The organism is bacterium, assembly GCA_026129405.1.
Lineage (GTDB): Bacteria > Desulfobacterota > Binatia > DP-6 > DP-6 > JAHCID01.
Genome location: JAHCID010000005.1, coordinates 234327 through 253868, shown reverse-complemented (window position 1 = coordinate 253868; position 19542 = coordinate 234327). Strand labels below are relative to the sequence as shown.

Here is a 19542-nt window from a genome sequence, read left to right as displayed (position 1 = left end):
CATCACGCATCGAGGGAGGTCATGGGCATGCGTAAGCACATGGGGGGGACCGGCTGGGTCGTCGTTGCGACCGCCCTGCTGGCGTTCGGCGCGCCGTCGTGGGCGCAGATGTCCGGGGCGGTATCGTCGACGACGGGCTCGACCTGTACGGGCAGCAACAACTCGGACGGCTTCTGCGGGTTCTCGTCGGCCCTGCAGACGAACACCGGGACCACGGTCCGGAGCCGCTATGCCTGGAACATCAACGCCGACGTCGGCGTGGGCAGCACGCGCGACACCTCGGGCAACGCGAGCCATCGCGTGACCTTCAACGCGGTCGCCCCCGGGGGGTACCGCCTCGACGTGGCCCAGTCCCGCGTCGGCATCATGCAGCGCAACGACGACGCCCCCGGCTGCGACGGGGCGTCGGACACGACCGGAATCACCGGCGCGCTCACCAACGACGGGACCATCACCAGCGGCAGCCTCAGCATCGCCGACCCCGGCGTCATCTCGAACGGCGGCGGCATGACCACGCTGCCGTTCAGCCAGACGGCGAACGCCGTGATCCACACCCTGAGCAACGGCGTCGGGAAGAGCCACACCCTCACCTTCACCTGGAGCGGCGCCGTGCGCTCCAACTCGTGCGAGGCTTCCGTCCGCATGGGGCAGCAGAACGGCACGACCACGAGCTGCGGCGCCTGCGATTATCCGGGCGATCCGAGCCGCACGCTGGAGAACGACGGCCACTTCGTGACCATCACGTACACCTCCCTGTGCGGCAACGGCGTGATCGACAACGTCGGCCCGGTCACCGAGCAGTGCGACCAGGGGCCCGCGAACGGCACCAGCGGCTCCTGCTGCACGGCGACCTGCCAGTTCCGCACCGCCGGCCAGGTCTGCCGCGCGCAGGCCGGCGTCTGCGACCTCCAGGAGACCTGCACCGGCTCGAGCGCGACCTGTCCGGCCGACGCCAAGAGCACGGCCCCGTGCCGCGGCGTCGCCGGCGTGTGCGACGTCGCCGAGAGCTGCAACGGCGTCAGCGACGACTGCCCCGCCGACGGCTTCCTCTCCTCCTCGACGCAGTGCCGGGCGTCGGCGGGAATCTGCGACCTTGCCGAGAACTGCACCGGCTCCAGCGCCGCGTGTCCGGCGGACGCCTTCGTCACCGCCGGAACGGTCTGCAACCCGTCGGCCGGCATCTGCGACCCGGCGGAGACCTGCACCGGCTCCAGCGCGGCCTGCCCGGCCGATCAGCTGCGGCCGAACGGCTTCCCCTGCCGCAGCTCGGCCGGCGTCTGTGACGTCGCCGAGACCTGCACCGGCTCGAGCCCGGCGTGTCCGGCCGACGCCTTCGTCCCCAGCTCGGTCGAATGCCGCGGCGCCGCGGGCGTCTGCGACGTCGCCGAGAACTGCACCGGCGTGTCGGCGAATTGCCCGGCCGACCTGAAGGCCACGAGCGAGTGCCGCGCCGCGGCCGGAAGCTGCGACGTCGCCGAGAGCTGCGACGGCGTCAGCAACGACTGCCCCGCCGACGTCGTCGTCTCGGCCGGCACCGAGTGCCGCGCCGCCGCCGGCGTCTGCGACGTCGCCGAAGCCTGCGACGGCACGAATCCGACCTGTCCGGCCGACGCCAAGAGCACGGCGGAGTGCCGTGAGGCGGCCGGCGACTGCGACCTCGCCGAGTCGTGCGACGGCGTCGGCGACGACTGCCCCGCCGACAGCGTGGCCGGGGCGTTCGTCGAGTGCCGTGCCTCGGCCGGCGCCTGCGATCCAGCCGAGACCTGCGACGGCACCAACCCCGTCTGCCCGGCGAACCTGCTCTCGCCGAACGGCACCGAGTGCCGGGCGGCGGGCGGCGTCTGCGACGTCGCCGAGACCTGTGACGGCTCGAGCGCCGACTGTCCGGCCGACGCCAAGAGCACGGCGGTCTGCCGCGGCGCCGCCGGCGCCTGCGACGTCGCCGAGAGCTGCGACGGCGTGGGCAACGACTGCCCGGCCGACGCCCTGCGGCCGAGCGGCTTCGTCTGCCGCGCCGCCGCCGACGCCTGCGACGTCGCCGAGACCTGCGACGGCAGCAGCACGACCTGTCCGGCCGACACCGGCCTGCCGGACAGCGACGGCGACGGCACCTGCGACGCGCAGGACGTCTGCCCCACCATCCCCGATCCGCTCCAGGCCGACGGGGACGGCGACGGGCGCGGCGACGCCTGTGACCCGTGCACCAACGTCGCCCCCACCGGCGCCATCAAGCCGAAGCTGACGGTGACCAAGCTGTCGACGCCGCCCGGCGACGACAAGCTCAAGTTCAAGACGTCCTTCGGCAACGTCCCGCTCGCGCCCACGATCGATCCGGTCGCGAACGGGGTGCGCATCCTCGTCACCGACAACACCCAGAGCGTGGTGGTCGACGCCACGATCCCGGGCGGCGCCTACAACGTCTCCACCCGCTCGGGATGGAAGGCCAACGCGGCCGGCACCTCGTTCACGTACAAGAACGCGGGCAACCCGGTGCCGCTCGTCGGCGGCATCCAGAAGATCAGCATCAAGAACATCACCAAGACCCCCGGCCTCTTCAAGGTCGGCATCTCCGGCAAGAACGGCTCCTACGGCGTACTGCCGGCCAACATCCCGGTCACCGTGACGGTGATCTTCGATCCGCCCTTCGCGGCCAGCGGCCAGTGCGGCGAGGCCTTCTTCCCCGGGCCGCCGCCCGTGCCGTCGTGCACCCTCGCCGGCGGCAGCACGCTCAAGTGCAAGTAGGCCGGTGCCCGTAGGTCACTGACCCGGGCGGAGGACGTCCTCCGCCCCCGAACCCGGGCCCCCGGGCGCCGCACGGCGCCCGGGGGTTCGTCGTTTCAGGGCAGGCAGGTGAGCCGCAGCGTCGCGGTGGCGCGGCCGGTGCGGGTCTCGGCGCGCAGTGCGACGACGCGCTTGCCCGGCCGTGCGCCCCGCGTCGGGACGACGAGCGAGAGCGGTGCGCCGCACTGGTTCGGCGTCTGCGCACGCAGATCGATCGCCGCCGCCAGCGCGACGGCCAGCGCCGCGTCCGCCGCGCGCCGCCCCCGCGCGCCCTTCGCGCCCACCAGGGCGAGACGGCTCGTCGCCAGCGCGACGCAGTCCGGGAAGCGCGGGTCGACGTTGTTGATGCAGGGCTGCGCCACGAGCGTGCACTGTCCCGGTAGCGCGTCGGCGTCGCAGGCCGGATCGCCGTCGCGGCACACGACGCGGCCCGCCGGCAGGCCGCGGCGCAGCGTCGTGGGCGCCGCCGGCCGCCACTCGACGAGGCAGCGCACGAAAGCCTTGCCGCCCGCCGGCACGCAGACCCCGGGCCGCGCCGCGCTGCACGAGCACGCGTCGCCGACGCCGTCGCCGTCGCCGTCGTCCTGCGACGCGTTCGGCAATCGCGGGCAGCGGTCCTCGGCGTCACAGAGCCCGTCGCCGTCCGTGTCGCCGACGGGCGTGTGCCGGCACCCCGCGGCGGGATCGCAGGCGTCGGCCGTGCACGGGTCGTCGTCGGCGCAGCTGCGGGCCACGTGCGTGCAGCCGGCCGTCGCCGGATCGCAGGCGTCGGCGGTGCAGGCGTCGCGATCGTCGCAGCCGCGATGGCCGGCGTCGGCGCAGGCGCAGCCGGTCGCGTCGGCGACGCTGCCCGGCGCGGTGTCGGGACAGCGGTCGCCGAGGTCGAAGACGCCGTCGCCGTCGGAGTCGTCGATGGCGTCGCAGAGGCCGTCGCCGTCGGTGTCGGGCACGGGGACGTGCGTGCAGCCGAGCGCTGCGTGGCAGGCGTCGGCGGTGCACGGATCGGCGTCGTCGCAGGCGACGGCGGTGTGCACGCAGGCGCCGCTCGCCGGGTTGCAGGCGTCGGCGGTGCAGGCCGAGCCGTCGTCGCAGCCGGGGTGCCCGGCGTCGGCGCAGGCACAGCCGTCGGCGCCGACCGCCGCGCCGGGCGGCGTCGCAGCGCAGGCGTCGGCGGCGTCGGGAACGCCGTCGCCGTCGGCGTCCGGCGCGCCTGCGGCGGGGCCCGGATAGATCGCCGTCACGCCCGCCCGATCGTCGGCGCGCAGCGCCGCGCCGCGGCCGTCGAAGTGCGCGAGGAAGTACATCGTCGCGCTCGCGAGGGCGGCGTTCGCCTCCTTCGGGTTCTCGGACGAGTGTCCGAGCCCGATGGCGTGGCCGAGCTCGTGCGTCACCACCTCGGCCACCTCGGCGGCGGTGAAGCAGACGCCGAGGCGGTCGTTCATGGTGAGGTCGCCCTCGGTGATGGTGCGGAACGTCGTGCCGCCGACGACGCTGGGCGTGGCCGACGCGCAGAAGCCGCCGACGGCGAGGACGCCCGTGCAGCCGGGGCTGAGATCGTCGATCTCGTCGAGCGGGTCGCCGAACTGGATCACGCTGACGCCGTCGCACACGCCGCCGGCCACCGACCTCCGCGCCGGCGCGAGGCCCTTCGTCGACAGCGTCAGGGCGGCCGTGGCGACGCCGTTCCAGGCGGCGAGCGCATCCGCGACCACGCCGGTGGTCAGCGCGGCGCCGAGAACGGGATCGAGCGGGCCCTGCGTGAAGACCACCTTGGGCGACGGCCAGCGCCCGGGCGGGCTGCCGAGGAAGGTGTAGCGCGCCGTCGCATGGCGGTCGCCCGCGGCGACGACGCGGCCGTCGGGCACGACCGCGGCGGCGGGCTGCGCCGCGCCCGCGCGCGCCAGCTCGGCGAGGAACGCCGCCGCGCTCCGCCGCTCGCGCCGCGGGATCGTCCGCCACGCCGTGCCCGCGGCATCGACGTGCCACTTGCCGAGCCCGAGCGCCGTGGTGCGCAGCCGGCGGTCGCGGGTGCGGCGCAGGAAGACGATCGCGTCCTCGCCGCGCGCGAACTCCGCGGCGCCGTGGATCCACACCAGCCGCTCGGCGAGCCAGCCGCCCGGCTGGGTGACGACGATCTTCTGGCGCCGCAGGCGGCCCTTCAGCACGTCGCGGACGCGGAGCACCGTCTCGGTGACGACCCGCCCGTCCGCCAGCGCGACCGTCTCGATGCGGCGCACGGTGCCGCGCACGACCAGATCGGAGGCCGCCAGCAGGTCCGCGTCCGACATCGGTACGAGCATGCTGGCCGCCGCCGGCACCGCGACCAGCAGCCACGCCAGCAGCCACAGCGGAAGCCCGCCGCCGCGCATGCACCGCATCGGCGAATGCGGGCAGCAGGAACCATGCCGTCCGCACCAGCACGTGGGCGCGGGGCGCCGGTGCCACCGGGACCGACCAGAACGCGCCGCCCGTCACCGGCGCGACGCCGGCGCGGCCCGCGTCCCGGACCCGCCCGCCGAGCGACCGCGTCAGTTGGCGTACTTCACGGAGCAGCCGTACGGCTTCGTCTCCGGCGTGCGCACCGGCTTGCCGGCGGTCACGTCCTCGAGCGCCAGCGCGACGTAGTTGGTCGCCTTGTCGCCGCTCTCCCCCGCCGGGTCGTCGTCGATGCCGCCGGCGTAGACGAGCACGCCCTTCGGATCGATGACGAACAGGTGCGGCGTCGTCTTGGCGCCGTAGGCGTGGCCGACGGTGCCGGCGCGGTCGTCGAGGATGGGGTACGTGATGCCCTCCTCGCTGCGCCACGTGCGCAGCCGCGCCGGGTCGAGCGTCGCCGTGCTGCTCACCGCGAGCCAGACGACGCCCTCCTTGCCGAAGCGCTCGGCCAGCGTGGTCATCGTCTTCGTGCGGTAGTGACGCTTCACGAACGGGCAGTCCGGGTTCGTCCACTCGAGGACGACGACCTTGCCGGCGAAGGACTCGAGCGCGACGGTGGCACCGTCCTGATCGCTGAGCGTGAACGCCGGCGCCGGCTGTCCGACGGTGGCCGCGTGCGCCGGCAGCGCGACGGCCAGCGCGAGCAGCAGCACCATGCCCGTACGGCGGGCGCGATCGAACCCGGGGAATGTCGTCATGACGAGGGACCCTCCTTGGTTGCGGTGGCGTCGAGCGGCAGCGGCACGACGACGCCGCGGCGCCCGCCGTCCACGGTACGCCAGGTGACGACGCCGTCGAGCACGCGCGCGTCGGGCGTCTGGCCGGCGACGCGGCGGGCGCGGAACACCAGCTCGGTGCGATCGCCCGTCGTGCGGCTGGTCGCCGCGGCGACCAGCAGGGCGCGGTCGCCGGGCGGGAACCACTCGACGTCGGCGACCGGCGTGTGCCAGCGCAGCGTCGTCGTCACCGTGCCCTCCGTGTCGTCGGACGGGATGGCGCCGTGCGAGGCGACCTCCACCGTGTCGCGCGCCTCGGCGGCGGGGATCGGCAGCGCTGCTGCCCAGGTCGCGAATGCCGGCGCGTCGTCGCTCGCTGCGGCGGGCGCGGACGGCAGCGCGAGCGTCAGCTGCTTCGTGCCGCGCAGGCAGAGCTGTGCGCACGCGAGCCAGCCGACGTCGGCGGTGAGGGCCACCGTCGAGCCGGCCGCGAGCGTCGCCGGCGGCGTCACGGCGGCGGCGAGCAGCAGACGGTCGGCGTAGCCGTAGCCGACGAGATCGCCGGGCTGCGTGAACCGCTGCGGCAGCGGCCAACCGAGCGTGCCGACCGCGAAGCCGTTCGGCGCGCCGAGCACGACCTTGGTGGGCAGGCCGCTGTCGCCGGGATTGCGCCAGTAGACGTGCCAGCCGCGCTGCACCTCGAAGAGCACACCGGCGCGGAACGGCCGGCCGGCTTCGACCGCGCGCACGTCGGCCACCAGGCGGGCGCGCACCGGCTCCATGTACACGGCCTGCGCGCCCGCCGCGGTGGGCGCGAGCGCCGCGACGACGAGCGCGGCGTATCCGAGGAGCGTGCGCCGGCCCACCGTTCGTCCCTGCCGTCCGACGGCCGTCGACTCAACCGTCCCGGTGCACGGTGTCGGGCGAGAACGCCGGCAGGCAGACGGCGACGTACTCGGCGCCCCCGGGGGCGGGCGAGCCGTAGCGCACCCACTCGCCGGCATGGGCGATCACCGCCTGGCCGGCGTGCACCTCGAGCGCCCCGTCGCGGTGCTCGACGCGCAGCATGCCGTGCAGGACGAGGGTGTACTCGTCGAACGCCGGCGTCTGCCCCGGCTCGACCCAGCCGGCGGGGCTCCGCATGTGCGCGACGCTGACGCCCGCGGTCCCGGTCGTCACGCGACCCACGTACTCGTCGATGTCCTTCGGCTTGTTGCCGGCGGCGACGATGCGGGTGGGCGCGGCGACGAGGGTCGGGGCACGGGTCGGCATGCCTCGCTCTAGCACGCGCCACGCGGGCGCGACATGCGATCGCGCTAGTACCGACCTATGTAGAGTCGCGCGTCCGTTTGCGTCTTGCCGGCCCACGCCCGGCGCGACAAAGCGGGCCCATGGCACGACGGATCCGATCCCGGGAAGAGGCGGAGCGGTGGTGCGATTGGATGCACGGCCTCGGGGCGAGCACGCGGCGGCTGCGCACGCTGCTCGGCCTGACGCAGGAGCAGCTCGGGCGTCTCGCCGGGGTGAGCCAGGGTGCGGTGAGCCGCCTCGAAGGCGGACGCGGGCTGTCGACGCCGCTCATGGTCGTCGTGCGCATCCAGCAGGCGTTCCAGCAGTGTCTCGCCCGCATCGACCCACGACAGCTGTCGGCGGACGCGCAGGCCGCCCTCGCACACGAGCGCAGCGGTGTGCTGGAGACGCTCGACGACGTGGGGGGGCTGCGGATGCTCCAGGCACCGCACCTCGCCGAGTACATGGAGCTGTGGCACCGCGTGCATCCCCGCCGCCGGAACACGTTCCTCGACGTCGTACGCGCGACCGCCGAGGCGATGCGCTCCATGCCCGCCGCCGACGTGGACAGCGCTGGAACCCACCTGCGCGGCGCCGATGCGCCTGCCGCACCGTGATTCTGACCCGGCCGTCAGTCGGCGCCCGCGCCGGCGCCTGGCCCCACGGCCGGAGCCGTCGCAGCAGCGGGAGCCGCCGGGCGGCGGTCGGGACGTGCCCAGCCGCGCCCGTCCGGCGTCTGCCAGCCGCGCACCTGGATCGCCTGCGCCGGCGTGCCGTGCGCCGAAAAGGCCTGGGCGGGAGCGTCCCGGGGCACGCCGCCTTGGGGCGTACCGCTCTGGGCCGGGAAGCCGGGGACCGACGCCGTCCCACCCGGCGCGCCCGCTCCCTGCCCTGGCGCCTCGACCGGGGCCGCGATGTCCGCGCCGCCCGGCGGCGGCGGTGCGGTCCGGCCCACGGTGGCCGAAGCGGCCGCCGGCGCCGGCACCGCCGTGTCGCTCGCGACGGCCTCGGGATCGGCGAAGCCGGGTGGATATCCCGGCATCATGCGCGACGGCTCCGGCGCGGCCGGCATCGGGCCTCCGGCCGCGCTGCCCGCGGTGACGGTCCAGCCGGCCGACGCGGGCACCTCCGTCGGGGCGCCCGGCGCGATCGCCGCCGGCACCGCACCCGTGGGACCGGCTCCGCCGGCCGCAGGCCCGCTCCCGAGGCCTTCTGCCGGCGCCTCGCCTGTCTCGCCCGCGGCCGCCCGTTGGCGCTGATCGCCGCTCCAGACGTTGGTGACGTTGGACTCGACCTCGAGCACCGGGCGCTTCGCAGCACAGCCGCCGAGCGCGAGCGCCAGCGCGGTCACCCCCCACACCCCGTACCCGACCCATCCCTGCCCCATGGCAGCCCCACTGGCCGTCCTACGCGACGCCCGGCCGAGTCGCAATGCCGTCCCGACCGCTGCTGCCGGAGCATCGGCCGCGCCGGCTCAGCGCAGCAGCTCGAAGCGGCCGCCGAGGATCACGTAGCCCGGCGTCGTGTCCGGCTCCGCGCCCGCGGGGGGCACGAAGCGCACGACGTGCCAGTCGGCGACCGGCGTCGGCAGATCGGCGACGATCGCCCGGGCTCGCGCGCCGTCGCCGTCGACGATGGTGACGTCGAGGCCGAGGTGCGGGCCGGCGATCCGGGTACCGTCGACGAGCGGGACGGTCGGGAAGAGCTGCTCGCGGCGGTCGACGAGCGCCCCGGCCGCGCGCACCCGCAGGCGCGCCGCGCCCTCGGGCGTGACCGCGGGCGCCGGCTCGCGCCACGGCGGTCCCATCGGTGCGAGCACCCGCGCCCGCACCGCGGGCTGCCGCCAATCGACCCGCAGCTGATCCTCGAGGAACTGCGCATGCACCCAGTCGCCGGGGAAGTCGACGAAAAGCAGCGGGCGGCCGTCGCGCAGCGCCGGACCGAGGTCGGCGAGGCGCGCCGCCACCGCCGCCGGCGCACGCGGCACCTCCGCCATCACCCGGTTCTTGCGCGCCAGCTCGCCCGCCTGCAGCAGCGCCCAGGCGACGAGGAGGGCGACGAGCGCCCCCGCTGCGCCGCGCCGGCGAGCGAGGCCGGCGACCATTCCCGCCAGCGCCGCGACGACGGCGAACGACGGCAGCTCGAGGTAGCGCTCGCTCACGTACACCGGCGCGGTCGGCAACCAGGTGGCGAGGCCCAGTCCGACGAGCACGCGGCCCGCCGGCCGCACGACCTGGCTCGCGAGCAGCGCCGCCGCCAGGACCGGCGCGAGCCAGCGCCCCGCCGGCGAGAGCCAGGCGTCGAGCTGCGCCGGCTGGAGGAACGGCGGCGTCAGGTCGCCGGCGACGAGGTTGGCCGCATAGCTGCGCAGCTGGGTCGTGACGTGCGCCGCGAAGCCCGGTGCATCGGGCGCGACGAAATACGGGAACGGCAGCATGCCCGTACCCTCGGGACCGAGCGCCCAGCGCCGCAGCGTCGCCCACCCGACGAGCACGGCCGCGTAGCCGGCGTAGAGCCCGCGGTCCGCACGCACGAGCGCGCCGAGCGTGGGGCCGCGGCCGAGGATGCAACGATCGGCGGCGAGCGCGACCAGCGGCAGCGCGAGCGTCAGCTCCTTCGACAGCAGGGCGAGCGCGTAGCCGATCGGCGCCAGCACGCGCACGGCCGGTCGCGGCTGCGCCTGCGCGGCGAGCGCGCCGAGGAAGCCCGCCGCGGCGAGCGTCTCGGTCCGCCCGGACAGGTACCAGATGGTCTCGGCGTGGCAGGCCAGGCTCGCCCACACGAGTCCGCCGAGCCACGCGGCCGGCGCCGAACCCCACCAGCGCCGCAGGACGGCGACGACGAGCAGCGCGCAGAGCGCGTGCAGCAGGACGTTGGTCGCCTGGAAGCCGCCCGAGCCGGCGCTCCACAGGGCATGATCCAGGCGAAAGCTCGTGATCACGGCGGGGCGGAAGAAACGCACCGGCGCCGCATCGACCCACCACAGGTGGTCCCAGCGGTTCTCGACCACCCAGCCGGAGCCGAGCGAGGCGTCCGGCGCCGCCGCGATGGCGAGATAGCGATAGTCGTCCGGGTCGAGCTGTGGGTGCTGCCAGACCGGCGCGCACGTCCACCAGACGAGCCCCGCGAGGAGCGGCACCCCGAGCGCCGCCCACGCCCCCGCCGTCATGCGCGCCGACGGCCGCGCCGTCATGCGCGCGACGGCGCGACGGGCAGGGCGTCGGGGAACAGGCGGCGGAAGAGCTCGGTCTGGAGCAGCGTCTCCGGGTCGCACGTGCGCTTCAGCGCCAGCAGACGCGCCACCGACCCGGCCCCGAGCGAGCGCTCGAGGTCGCCGGGCTCGAGCGTCGAGTCCTTCGCGAGATAGAAGCGGCCGCCGGCCTCGATCACCACCCGGTTGAGCTCGCGGCAGAGCCGCCACAGCGCCGGCCGCCGCGACGCCGTCACCTTGAAGTGGCAGGCGAGCGAGTAGCCGTCGACGCCGTGGCTCACGAGGAAGGCGTCGGGGCGGTGCTTCTTGAAGACGCCGAGATAGGGCAGCACGCCGGCACGCTGCATGCGCTCGACGATCTCGCGCAGCGTCGCCCGCGTGGCCGCGGCGGGCAGGAAGCACTGCCACTCGATCAGCCCGCCCGGCCCGTAGGCGCGCTTCCACTGCGGGATGTAGTCGAACAGGAAGTGGAAGGCGGCGTGCGGCTGGAGGAAGCGGTGCGTCCCCTGCGCGACGCTCAGGCGGTACTTGGCGGTATTGACGAGGCGGGCGCCGAGATCGTTCAGCAGCGGGCGCATGAGCGGGCCGAGCACCGTCTTCGGAACGACGCCGAACAGCGTCGGCGGCAGCTCCTGGCTCTCGCGCCGCAGCGTGCGCGCCGGCCGCAGATCGTCGCCGGGAGCGAGATAGCTCGCCTGGTGGATGACGGAGCGCCCCAGCGCGGGGGCGCGCGCGAAGAGGTCGACCCAGCCGACGAGGTAGTCGGCCTCGGGCGCGCGCGCCTCGAACGCGTCGACCAGCGCGTCGAGGTGGGGCGCGGTCGCCGCCTCGACGAGGACCTGGCCCGAGTACACCCGCTTCAGCGACAGCGTGACGCTGGTGACCACGCCGAGGAGCCCGAAGCTGCCGATGGTCGCGCGGAACAGCTCCGGGTCGGCGTCGCGCGTGAGCGTGCGCTGCTCGCCGCTCGGCAGCAGCAGGTCGACGGCGTGGACGTGGTCGCCGATCGGGCCGACCTTCCAGGCGTTCTTGCCGTGCACGTTCGCGCCGACGGCGCCGCCGAGGGAGACGAACATCGTCCCCGGCACGACCATCGGCCACCACCCGTCCTCGACCGCGTACTCCCACAGCTGGCGGATCGTCACCCCGGGCTCGACGCGCGCCACGCCCGTGTCCGGGTTCCAGTCGAGGATGCGCGTCATGCGCGAGAGGTCGAGGGTGACGTTCTCGCCGTTCAGCGACGCGTCGCCATAGCTCTGCCCGGCGCCGCGCAGCCCGACGGACAGGCCGTGCGCGCGCGCCGCCGCGAGCGCCGCGTGGACGCCCTCGAGCGTCGTCGGCCGGTACACCCAGCTCATCGCGCTGGACGCACCGCCCCAGCCGGCGACACGCTGGAGGCGGTCGCGGCTCAGCGCCGACGGGTCCGACGCGAGGTGGGAGAGGGGCGCGTGCATCGGCTCAGAGGTCGAGACGCTCGAAGATCGCTGACGGGATGTTGCGCAGGACGAACATGATCGGCCGCCAGCGCGCCGGTACGTAGGCCGTGCGCACGCCGCGTCGCGCGGCGGCGAGGAGGTCGCGCGCGGCGTCGTCCGCGGGCACGAGGAACGGCAGGCGATCCATGCCGCGCGTCATCGGAGTGTCGACCGGCCCGGGCTTGACGGTGACGACGCGCACGCCGTGCCGCGCGAGCCGGTTGCGCAGCGACTCGAGGTAGGTGTCGAGCGCCGCCTTCGACGCGTGGTAGGCGGGATTGCCGCGCCGCCCGCGGTCGCCCGCGACCGAGCCGATGCCGACGATGGTCCCCGTCCCCGCCGCCTCGAAGCGCTGCGCGGCCTCGTTGAGCCAGGCCATCGCGCCGAGGACGTTCACCGCCACGGTCTCGCGATCCTTCGCGAACGTGTACTCGTCGGGGGCGATGCGCGGCATGACGCCCGCCGCGTAGACGACGAGGTCGAGCCCGCCGAGCTCGCGGCAGATGGCGCGGAAGCGCTCGGGCACCTCGTCGTAGGCGGTGACGTCGTGCGCGAACGCCAGTGCGCGCGGGCCGGCCCCGCCGCCGGCGTCGTCGAGGCTGCGCGCCAGCGCATCGAGCTCGGCCTGCCGTCGCGCCACCAGCGCGACACGGCAGCCGCCCGCCGCCAGCTGCCGGGCCACCGCCGCACCGATGCCGGAGGAGGCCCCCACCACGAGGGCGTGTCGCCAGGGATGCTGCACCGTTCCCGAAGTTCCCCGACCCGGCCCCGGGGGTCAAGCCGCGCGGCCGTCGGTCGGCCGCGGCCGCCGCCGACCGCGCGGGTTGCCTCGCCGACGGCCGAACGATACTCGCGTCCAGCTGTGCCGCCTCCGGAGCAACGCCTGGCGCTGGCCGAGCTCTTCGGCGACGGCCGCCAGGAGCTGATCGACCACATCCCGCACTGCCGCCGCCTCGGGATGGTCGTGGAGCACGTCGGCCCGCGCATGGCGCGCGTGCGGCTGCCCTGGCGCGACGAGCTGATCGGCGATCCGGTCCGGCGCGTGGTCTTCGGCGGCGCCATCACGACGCTCGTCGACCACGCGAGCGGGCTCGCCGTGTTCTGCAGCCTGCCCGAGCTCACCGCGATCGCGACCCTCGACCTGCGCGTCGACTACCTGCGCGCGGCGGCGCCCGACCACGCGCTCGTCGGCGAGGCGCACTGCTACAAGCTCACCCGTCACGTCGCCTTCGTGCGCGCCGCCGCATGGGAGGTCACGCCCGACGATCCCTTCGCGAGCTGCCTCGCGACCTTCATGCTGGGCGCCAACTCGAGCCTCAGCCCGGTGGCGCGCGCGCTGCGCGCGGACAAGGAGCCGGCATGAAGCCGCGCGACGCCCTCGACAACATCCCCTATGCCCGCTTCCTCGACGTCGGCGTGGAGGAGGACGCCGACGGCATCGTCTGCGTATTGCCGTTCCGCGACGACCTCGTCGGCAACGCCGCCCTGCCCGCGATCCACGGCGGCGTCGTGGGCGCGTTCCTCGAGCTGACCGCGCTCGTCGGCCTGCTCGCGGTGGGCGAGACGCAGCGCGTGCCGAAGCCGATCAACTTCGCCGTCGACTACCTGCGCTCGGTCGGGCCGCGCACGACGCGCGGGCGTGCCGCGATCGTGAAGCACGGGCGGCGCATCGCCAACGTCCGCGTCGTCGCCTGGCAGGACGATCCCGCCAAGCCGGTCGCGGCCGGCATCGGCAACTTCCTGCTCTGAGACGCCGGTCAGCCCGCGGCCAGCGCGCGCAGCGCCGGGCCGTGCACGCGGTGGATCGTCCACGCATCCATCGCCTGCGCGCCGAGCTCGCGGTAGAAGGCGAGCGCCGGCGCGTTCCAGTCGAGCACCGACCACTCGAGGCGCCCGCCGCCGCGCTCCTCCGCGAGCTGCGCCAGGCGCTGGAGCAGCAGCCGCCCGACGCCGCGGCGCCGATGCGCCGGCAACACGAACAGATCCTCGAGCCAGAGCCCCGGCTTCCCCACCCAGGTCGAGTAAGTCGAGAAGAACAGCGCGAAGCCGCACACGACGCCGTCGTCCTCGGCGAGCAGGCACTCGAACGGCGGCTGCGGCGCGCCGAGCTGGGCCCGCAGGATCTCGGGCGTGACCCGGACCGCGTCGGGCTCCCGCTCGTACACCGCGAGAGCGGTGACGAGCGCGTGGATCGTGGTCGCATCGTCGGGACAGGCATGGCGCAGGGAGACCGACATGGCGCGACGATGCCCGACGCGCGGCGCGACCGCCAACCGCCGGCGCCGGAGCACCGGCCGCCGCCGGATCAGACGCCGCCGAGGCGCACGCAGTGCGGCGGCGACGCCGGCGCCGGTGCGGGCACCGGCGCCAGCTCCGCGAGCACGGCGCGGTGGTCCGACGGCCACAGCGGTCCCGCCGGCGTCGCATGCGGGCGATCGAGCACCACGCGGCTGTCGCGCACGTCGAAGTCGACGCCGCCGCCCGGCGCGACGAACACGTAGTCGATGCGGCGATGGACGGTGGAGCGCTCGCTCGTCACCGGCTGCCAGACGGTCGCCCCCGGCTCGTCGGGATGCGCCGTACGGAACGTGTCGCGCAGCCCGGTCACGGCGAGCAGCTGGACGACGGCGGGCGCGTGCTGGGTCGCGTTCAGGTCGCCCAGGACGACGAGCGGCGTCGTCGGGCAGCGTGCGGCGATGCGCTGGGCGAGCGCCGCGAGCTGGCAGGCGCCGCCGTCGATGTGGGTCGAGCACACGGTCACCGTTGCGCCCGGGGCCGCGACCTCACCGCAGACGAGGCTGCGCGCCGAGCTGTCCCCGCAGCGCGGCAGCGGCCACACGCGCGACGCGATCAGGGGATGGCGACTCACGAGCGCCGGTCCCTCGGAGAGCCGCAGCACCGCCGCCGTCAGCCGGTCGAACCAGGTGAGCGGCGGCGCGCCGACCACCGCCGGCATGCCGAGCGCCGCGGCCAGCCGCGCCGCCATGTCGCCCCGGTCGCGGGCGACCGATGCCTCCTGGAGGCCGAGGACGTCGAGATCGAGCCCGGCGAGATCGGCGCTCGCCAGCCGCAGGCGATCCTCGAGGCGCTCGCCGTCGCCGCCCAGGGCCGACGTCAGCCCGCCGTGGAGCATGTTGAACGAGGCCACCCGCAGCGGCGCGGCCGCCGCGACCACACGCAGGAGCACGACGACGGCCGTCGCCAGGACCAGTCGCCCCCGCCCCCCGCGCATCCGGCCGAAGCTGCCGTGCGCTCCCCGCCTGTGCAAGCGGCGCCGGGGGGTTCGCACCCGCGCTCCGACCGCTCGGGCTTCCGAGATCCCCGTGCGCGGGCACGGCGTGCTACAGGTCTCGCCCGATGCGTGCCCTGCTCGTCGTCGTCCTCGCCCTCGTCCTCGCCGCCTCGGCCGCGGCCGCGCCGCGCAGCGACGTCTTCACGCGCGTCCGCCACGGCTACGCCGACAGCGACGGCGTCCCGATCCACTATGCCGCGCTCGGGCGACGCGGGCCGCTGATCGTCATGATCCACGGCTTCCCGGACTTCTGGTACTCGTGGCGCGACCAGATGGCCCCGCTCTCGCGGCGCTACCGCGTCGTGGCGATGGACCTCCGCGGCTACAACCTGAGCGGTCAGCCGAGCGGCGTCGCATCGTACGCTCTCGGCCTGCTCGTGAACGACGTCGCCGCCGTCATCCGCGCGAACCGCGCCACGGAAGCGATCGTCGTCGGCCACGACTGGGGCGGCGCGGTCGCCTGGAGCTTCGCCATGACGCGCCCCGAGATGACGACGCGTCTCATCATCCTCAACTCCCCGCACCCGCGCGGCCTCCTGCGCGAGCTGCGCGAGAACCCGCGGCAGGAGGCGAACAGCGCCTACGCCCGGTTCTTCCAGCAGGAGGGCTCGCACCTCGGGCTCACCCCGGAGAGCCTCGCATCCGGGTTCGCCGACCCCACCGTGCGCGCGCGCTACGCCGAGGCCTTCCGGCGCTCGAGCTTCGAAGGCATGGTCGCCTACTACAAGGCCAACTACCCGCGCGCGCCGTACGCCGACCTGCCGCTGCCGGCGGTGACCATGCCGACGCTCGTCATTCACGGTCTGCGCGATCAGTTCCTGCTCGCCGACTGTCTCGACGGCATGTGGAACTGGGTCGCGCGCGGCGTGACGCTGGTCACCGTGCCGGAGGCCGCGCATTTCGTGCAGCACGACGCACCGGCGCTGGTCACGAAGACGATCAAGAGCTGGCTCGCGAGCGAGGGCTTGCCGCGCTGAGCGAGCTCAGCCGACGGCGTCGCGGGCCGTCGAGCCGTCGCCGACCGGGTGGCGGGCGGCCAGGAACGCCGTGGGCGTGAGGCCGCTCAGGGCATGGAAGTCGGACGTCATGTGCGGCTGATCGTAGTAGCCGGCCGCGAGCGCGACCTCGGCGAGCGGCATGCCGCCGCGCTGGAGCAGCTCGCTCACGCGGCGGAAGCGCACGAGCCGGGCGTAGACCTTCGGCGACACGCCGACGTGCTCGCGGAAGCCGCCGACGAGGCGCGCCTTCGAGAACCCCGTCTCCTCGCGCAGCTCCGCGATCGGCACCGCCCCGCCGCGCCGCACGATCTCCGCCGTCGCCCACACGATCGGCCGCGCCACCGAGTGCGCCTTGCGGACGCGGTCCTGCACCCAGTCGGCGACGACGCGCAGTCGCGCCTCCATCGAGCGCGCCGCGTGGCAGCGCTCGGCGAGCGCCCCGGCCTCGCGGCCGAGGACGTCGTCGAGAGCGACCGTCCGCTCGGCGAGCGTGCCGACGGGCACGCCGAGCACGGCGGCCGCCGCCGCGGGACGCAGCCGCACGCCCAGCACGTCCTGCCGCGCGGGCTGCGAGCACACCGCGGCGGTCGTGTGCACGCCCGCGACCCACGCGCACCGCAGGGTGCGGTCGCCGTCGCGCTCGTGGGCGACGTACGGATCGCCGAGGTTCACCAGCAGCTCCAGGGTCGCGCTCGGCAGGATGCGTTTGCGCGCCGCGGTCGTGGGCCCCGCGAAGTGCCACAGCACGTCGGCCACGCCGGCGAGATGCGGCAAGCGGGCCTCGCAGAAGCGGAACCCGCCCGTCGGGGCGGCGTGCGTCGTCACGCGAACGGCCACGCGTCCGACTGTAGTGCGGGCACCGCGTCCCCCTCAACCCCGGTCGCGCGTGCGCACCCGGCAGCAGGTCGCGATGGCCGCGGCCAGGTCGATGGCGTCGTCGAGCGACAGCACGCCGACGAGGCCGAGGTCCGGCGGCGGGCGGGGCGGATAGCGCGAGGTCGTGACGAAGGCAGCCGGCACCCCCGCGTGGCCGTGCACGAGCATGCGCCGGCGAAGATGCGTGGCCGCATCGACAGACGGGCCGAGGTACAGGAGGACGAGGCAGGGCGAGGCATCGGCGAGGCGGGCCAGCATCTCCGTCTCGCCGTCCGCGACCCGGACACCCACCCCGTGGCGTCGAAACACGAGGTCGTGGGCGGCGCGAACGTCCGCCGGCCAGCCGACGAGCAGAACCCGATGCAGATGATCGCGCGGCACGCGACGACCCGGCAGCCGCCTGCCGGTACGCCGCCGAGCCTACCCCCGTCGCAGGCGCTGTCAGCCCCCGACGTGTCATCGCGCCACCGCCACCGCTGCCAGCACGAGCAGGAAGGAGAGGACGTACTTCGGCTGCGGCCCCTCCCCCAGCCAGAACGCCGCGAAGCCCATGAAGACCAGCAGAGACACGGCCTCCTGGATGATCTTCAGCTGATAGGCCGACGCGACCTGGTAGCCGATGCGGTTCGCCGGCACCTGGAAGCAGTACTCGAAGAGCGCGATGCCCCAGCTGACCAGGATCGCCACCACCACCGGTGCACTCGCGAAGCGCAGATGCCCGTACCACGCCGCGGTCATGAACAGATTCGAGCACACGAGGAGGAGCATGGTGAGGAGGAGCTTGGTCACGCGACGGGTCTAGCAGGCCGGCGGGGATGCGGCAGCCGCCGCGCCGCCCGCGGCGGGACGCGTGCGGGTGCGACGATCAGGCGACGCGGCGCAGACAGGCGACGTACTCGTCGAACTCGGATCCGGGATTGCGCGCGAACTCGATGACGCGTGCCCCGCACCGCTCTCCGACCCAGCGTAGGAGCGCGCGGAAGGCAGGCTCGTCGAAGGTGTGGAAGTGGATGCTGTAGGACTGTGCCCACATCCGGCCGACGAAATCGTCGAGCTCCGCGCGTGCCATCGTCGGGTGGGCGCTCCGCAGCGCCTCGCGGTAGTGCGCGGCATCCTCCGCCGCACGATCGTGCTCGACCTCGTGGTCCGCGAGCAGATGCTCGAACGGCGTCACGGGACGGAGGCGATCGAGGGGATTGGCGCAGTCCGGGACCGACACGTACAGAACACCCCCCGGGCGCACCACCCGGAGCATCTCCTCGAGCCCGCCGATCGGATCCCGCGCGTGCTCGAGGAGATGATTGCCGACATGGAAGTCGACGCTGGCGGTACGCAACGGCAGTCGCTGCACATCGCCCACGACGTTCGGGACGGTCAGCGGATGACCGTCCAGCTCGGGATAGTCCGCGCGCGCGCCGGCGGCCGTCAGGCGGTCGAGATAGAAAACACGCGCCTGCGGCGGCAACGGCAGCGGATGCTGGAGCGCGCCGCATTCGACGCCGACCCCTCGGAGATGCCGCGACGCGAGGTCCCAGCGCAGGTCGCCGCCCCCGAGCTGACCGAGGTCGCCGAGGAGCGCACACCACTCGAGGCGCACGCCGTCCCGGACATCCGCGGCGACCTCGAGCCGCGCCAGGGCACCTGCCCCGTCCCACGCGGTGCCGCGCAGGTCGACGACCCACGTCGCGGAACCCGACCCGAGCCGCCACACGACCTGGGCACGCCCGCCCGTTCCGTACCACGACAGCCGGGCGAAGCTCGCGGACGGCGGAGCGTCCATGCGCACGGCGGCGTAGCGGTACGCGCGCGCCACCAACGGGGCCTCGACCACCAGCTCCGCCGCGCGAGCCGCACGGCCCGCGTGCCGCCGGATCGCCAGCACCCTCGCGACGGTGCTCTCCTCGCTGATCCACGTGGCGCCGTGGCGGCGCACCCGATCGACGACTCGTTCCGCCGCGGCGACCACGACCGGGCCCCCTGCCGCAAGCACGCTCGATGGGGTCTGGCGCCGCCACCGTTCCCACCAACCCCGCATGCGCGCGCTCACGGTCCCGGCCATCCGACCTCCCGCCATGGGACTAGCCTCGACGGGACGAGCCGTCAGCCCACAAAGATGCGCCGGTGACGATCGCCTGCAGCGGAAAGTCGGGACACGCCTGGAAGACGGTGAAGCGCGAGCGCGCGGTGGCGTCGTCCCCGTGCGCGTCGACGACGAGGTTCGTCACCACGTGCTGGGTCGCGGGTACGCCGTCGTAGAGCAGCACGTCGGCGTAGCGGGCGCGGATGGCGTCGCGACCGCGCACGCCGCCGGGCACCGCCGCCGAGCACCATACGCCTCGGCGAGGAGATCGACGACGCCGTCGAGGTCACCGGCGTCGATGCGCTCGGCATAGGCGTACACGAGCGCGGCGATCGCGCGGTGGGCGTCGGAATCGGACATCGGCTCCGCCGGCGCCTATGTCGGTGC

General features: G+C 74.7%; 20 protein-coding genes. 5 read left to right on the top strand and 15 right to left on the bottom strand.

Annotated features, from left to right (window positions below; all coding sequences use genetic code 11):
• The first annotated feature begins 27 nt into the window (after positions 1-27).
• Positions 28-2742 (top strand): hypothetical protein, encoded by a 2715-nt coding sequence (locus KIT14_18635; protein ID MCW5892535.1) that lies wholly within the window; start codon positions 28-30, stop codon positions 2740-2742.
• Between the two features lie 95 nt (positions 2743-2837).
• Here the strand turns inward: KIT14_18635 and KIT14_18630 are convergent, their stop codons facing one another.
• The 4 genes from KIT14_18630 to KIT14_18615 form a co-directional block, all read right to left on the bottom strand.
• Positions 2838-5159 (bottom strand): matrixin family metalloprotease, encoded by a 2322-nt coding sequence (locus tag KIT14_18630; protein ID MCW5892534.1) that lies wholly within the window; start codon positions 5157-5159, stop codon positions 2838-2840.
• Positions 5160-5309: 150 nt separating this feature from the next.
• The gene (locus tag KIT14_18625) at positions 5310-5873 is read right to left on the bottom strand and encodes a thioredoxin family protein (protein MCW5892533.1); all 564 of its coding nucleotides are present in this window, start codon (positions 5871-5873) and stop codon (positions 5310-5312) included.
• Positions 5874-5911: 38 nt separating this feature from the next.
• Positions 5912-6799 carry a hypothetical protein gene (locus KIT14_18620; GenBank protein ID MCW5892532.1) on the bottom strand — a complete coding sequence of 296 codons (888 nt, stop codon included), beginning with the start codon at positions 6797-6799 and terminating at the stop codon, positions 5912-5914.
• Positions 6800-6830: 31 nt separating this feature from the next.
• A complete protein-coding gene (locus KIT14_18615) occupies positions 6831-7205 on the bottom strand; it encodes a cupin (GenBank protein ID MCW5892531.1) in 375 nt (124 codons plus the stop codon).
• Between the two features lie 119 nt (positions 7206-7324).
• On the opposite strand from KIT14_18615, the gene KIT14_18610 reads away from it, so the two are divergent.
• The gene (locus KIT14_18610) at positions 7325-7840 is read left to right on the top strand and encodes a helix-turn-helix domain-containing protein (protein ID MCW5892530.1); all 516 of its coding nucleotides are present in this window, start codon (positions 7325-7327) and stop codon (positions 7838-7840) included.
• A gap of 14 nt (positions 7841-7854) precedes the next feature.
• On the opposite strand, the gene KIT14_18605 is transcribed toward KIT14_18610, so the two are convergent.
• The 4 genes from KIT14_18605 to KIT14_18590 all read right to left on the bottom strand — a co-directional run bounded on the left by KIT14_18605 (position 7855) and on the right by KIT14_18590 (position 12651).
• The gene (locus KIT14_18605) at positions 7855-8610 is read right to left on the bottom strand and encodes a hypothetical protein (GenBank protein ID MCW5892529.1); all 756 of its coding nucleotides are present in this window, start codon (positions 8608-8610) and stop codon (positions 7855-7857) included.
• Positions 8611-8697: 87 nt separating this feature from the next.
• Positions 8698-10416: a hypothetical protein gene (locus KIT14_18600; protein ID MCW5892528.1), complete on the bottom strand. Its 1719-nt coding sequence runs from the start codon at positions 10414-10416 to the stop codon at positions 8698-8700.
• On the bottom strand, positions 10413-11888 hold the full coding sequence (locus KIT14_18595) for an FAD-binding oxidoreductase (GenBank protein MCW5892527.1): 1476 nt from the start codon (positions 11886-11888) through the stop codon (positions 10413-10415). The genes KIT14_18600 and KIT14_18595 overlap by 4 nt, the downstream gene beginning before the upstream one ends.
• Positions 11889-11892: 4 nt before the next feature.
• Complete coding sequence (locus KIT14_18590) at positions 11893-12651, bottom strand: SDR family NAD(P)-dependent oxidoreductase (protein MCW5892526.1); 759 nt, start codon at positions 12649-12651, stop codon at positions 11893-11895.
• Positions 12652-12771: 120 nt separating this feature from the next.
• On the opposite strand from KIT14_18590, the gene KIT14_18585 reads away from it, so the two are divergent.
• Positions 12772-13272: a PaaI family thioesterase gene (locus KIT14_18585; GenBank protein ID MCW5892525.1), complete on the top strand. Its 501-nt coding sequence runs from the start codon at positions 12772-12774 to the stop codon at positions 13270-13272.
• Positions 13269-13658, top strand: a complete 390-nt coding sequence (locus tag KIT14_18580) for a PaaI family thioesterase (protein ID MCW5892524.1) — start codon at positions 13269-13271, stop codon at positions 13656-13658. Before KIT14_18585 ends, KIT14_18580 begins: the two co-directional genes overlap by 4 nt.
• A gap of 8 nt (positions 13659-13666) precedes the next feature.
• Here KIT14_18580 and KIT14_18575 read toward each other — a convergent pair whose 3' ends face one another.
• Positions 13667-14146, bottom strand: coding sequence for a GNAT family N-acetyltransferase (locus KIT14_18575; protein MCW5892523.1), 480 nt, complete (start codon positions 14144-14146; stop codon positions 13667-13669).
• A gap of 68 nt (positions 14147-14214) precedes the next feature.
• Entirely contained in the window at positions 14215-15141 is a 927-nt protein-coding gene (locus KIT14_18570) for an endonuclease/exonuclease/phosphatase family protein (GenBank protein MCW5892522.1), read from the bottom strand.
• A 125-nt stretch (positions 15142-15266) separates the two neighbouring features.
• On the opposite strand from KIT14_18570, the gene KIT14_18565 reads away from it, so the two are divergent.
• Entirely contained in the window at positions 15267-16178 is a 912-nt protein-coding gene (locus KIT14_18565; protein ID MCW5892521.1) for an alpha/beta hydrolase, read from the top strand.
• A 6-nt stretch (positions 16179-16184) separates the two neighbouring features.
• Here the strand turns inward: KIT14_18565 and KIT14_18560 are convergent, their stop codons facing one another.
• The 5 genes from KIT14_18560 to KIT14_18540 form a co-directional block, all read right to left on the bottom strand.
• A complete protein-coding gene (locus tag KIT14_18560; GenBank protein MCW5892520.1) occupies positions 16185-17036 on the bottom strand; it encodes a helix-turn-helix transcriptional regulator in 852 nt (283 codons plus the stop codon).
• A gap of 33 nt (positions 17037-17069) precedes the next feature.
• The gene (locus tag KIT14_18555; protein MCW5892519.1) at positions 17070-17366 is read right to left on the bottom strand and encodes a hypothetical protein; all 297 of its coding nucleotides are present in this window, start codon (positions 17364-17366) and stop codon (positions 17070-17072) included.
• A gap of 165 nt (positions 17367-17531) precedes the next feature.
• A complete protein-coding gene (locus KIT14_18550) occupies positions 17532-17843 on the bottom strand; it encodes a DMT family protein (protein ID MCW5892518.1) in 312 nt (103 codons plus the stop codon).
• 97 nt (positions 17844-17940) lie between these two features.
• Positions 17941-19008 carry a methyltransferase domain-containing protein gene (locus KIT14_18545; protein ID MCW5892517.1) on the bottom strand — a complete coding sequence of 356 codons (1068 nt, stop codon included), beginning with the start codon at positions 19006-19008 and terminating at the stop codon, positions 17941-17943.
• 145 nt (positions 19009-19153) lie between these two features.
• The gene (locus KIT14_18540; GenBank protein ID MCW5892516.1) at positions 19154-19390 is read right to left on the bottom strand and encodes a nuclear transport factor 2 family protein; all 237 of its coding nucleotides are present in this window, start codon (positions 19388-19390) and stop codon (positions 19154-19156) included.
• Positions 19391-19542 lie beyond the last annotated feature (152 nt).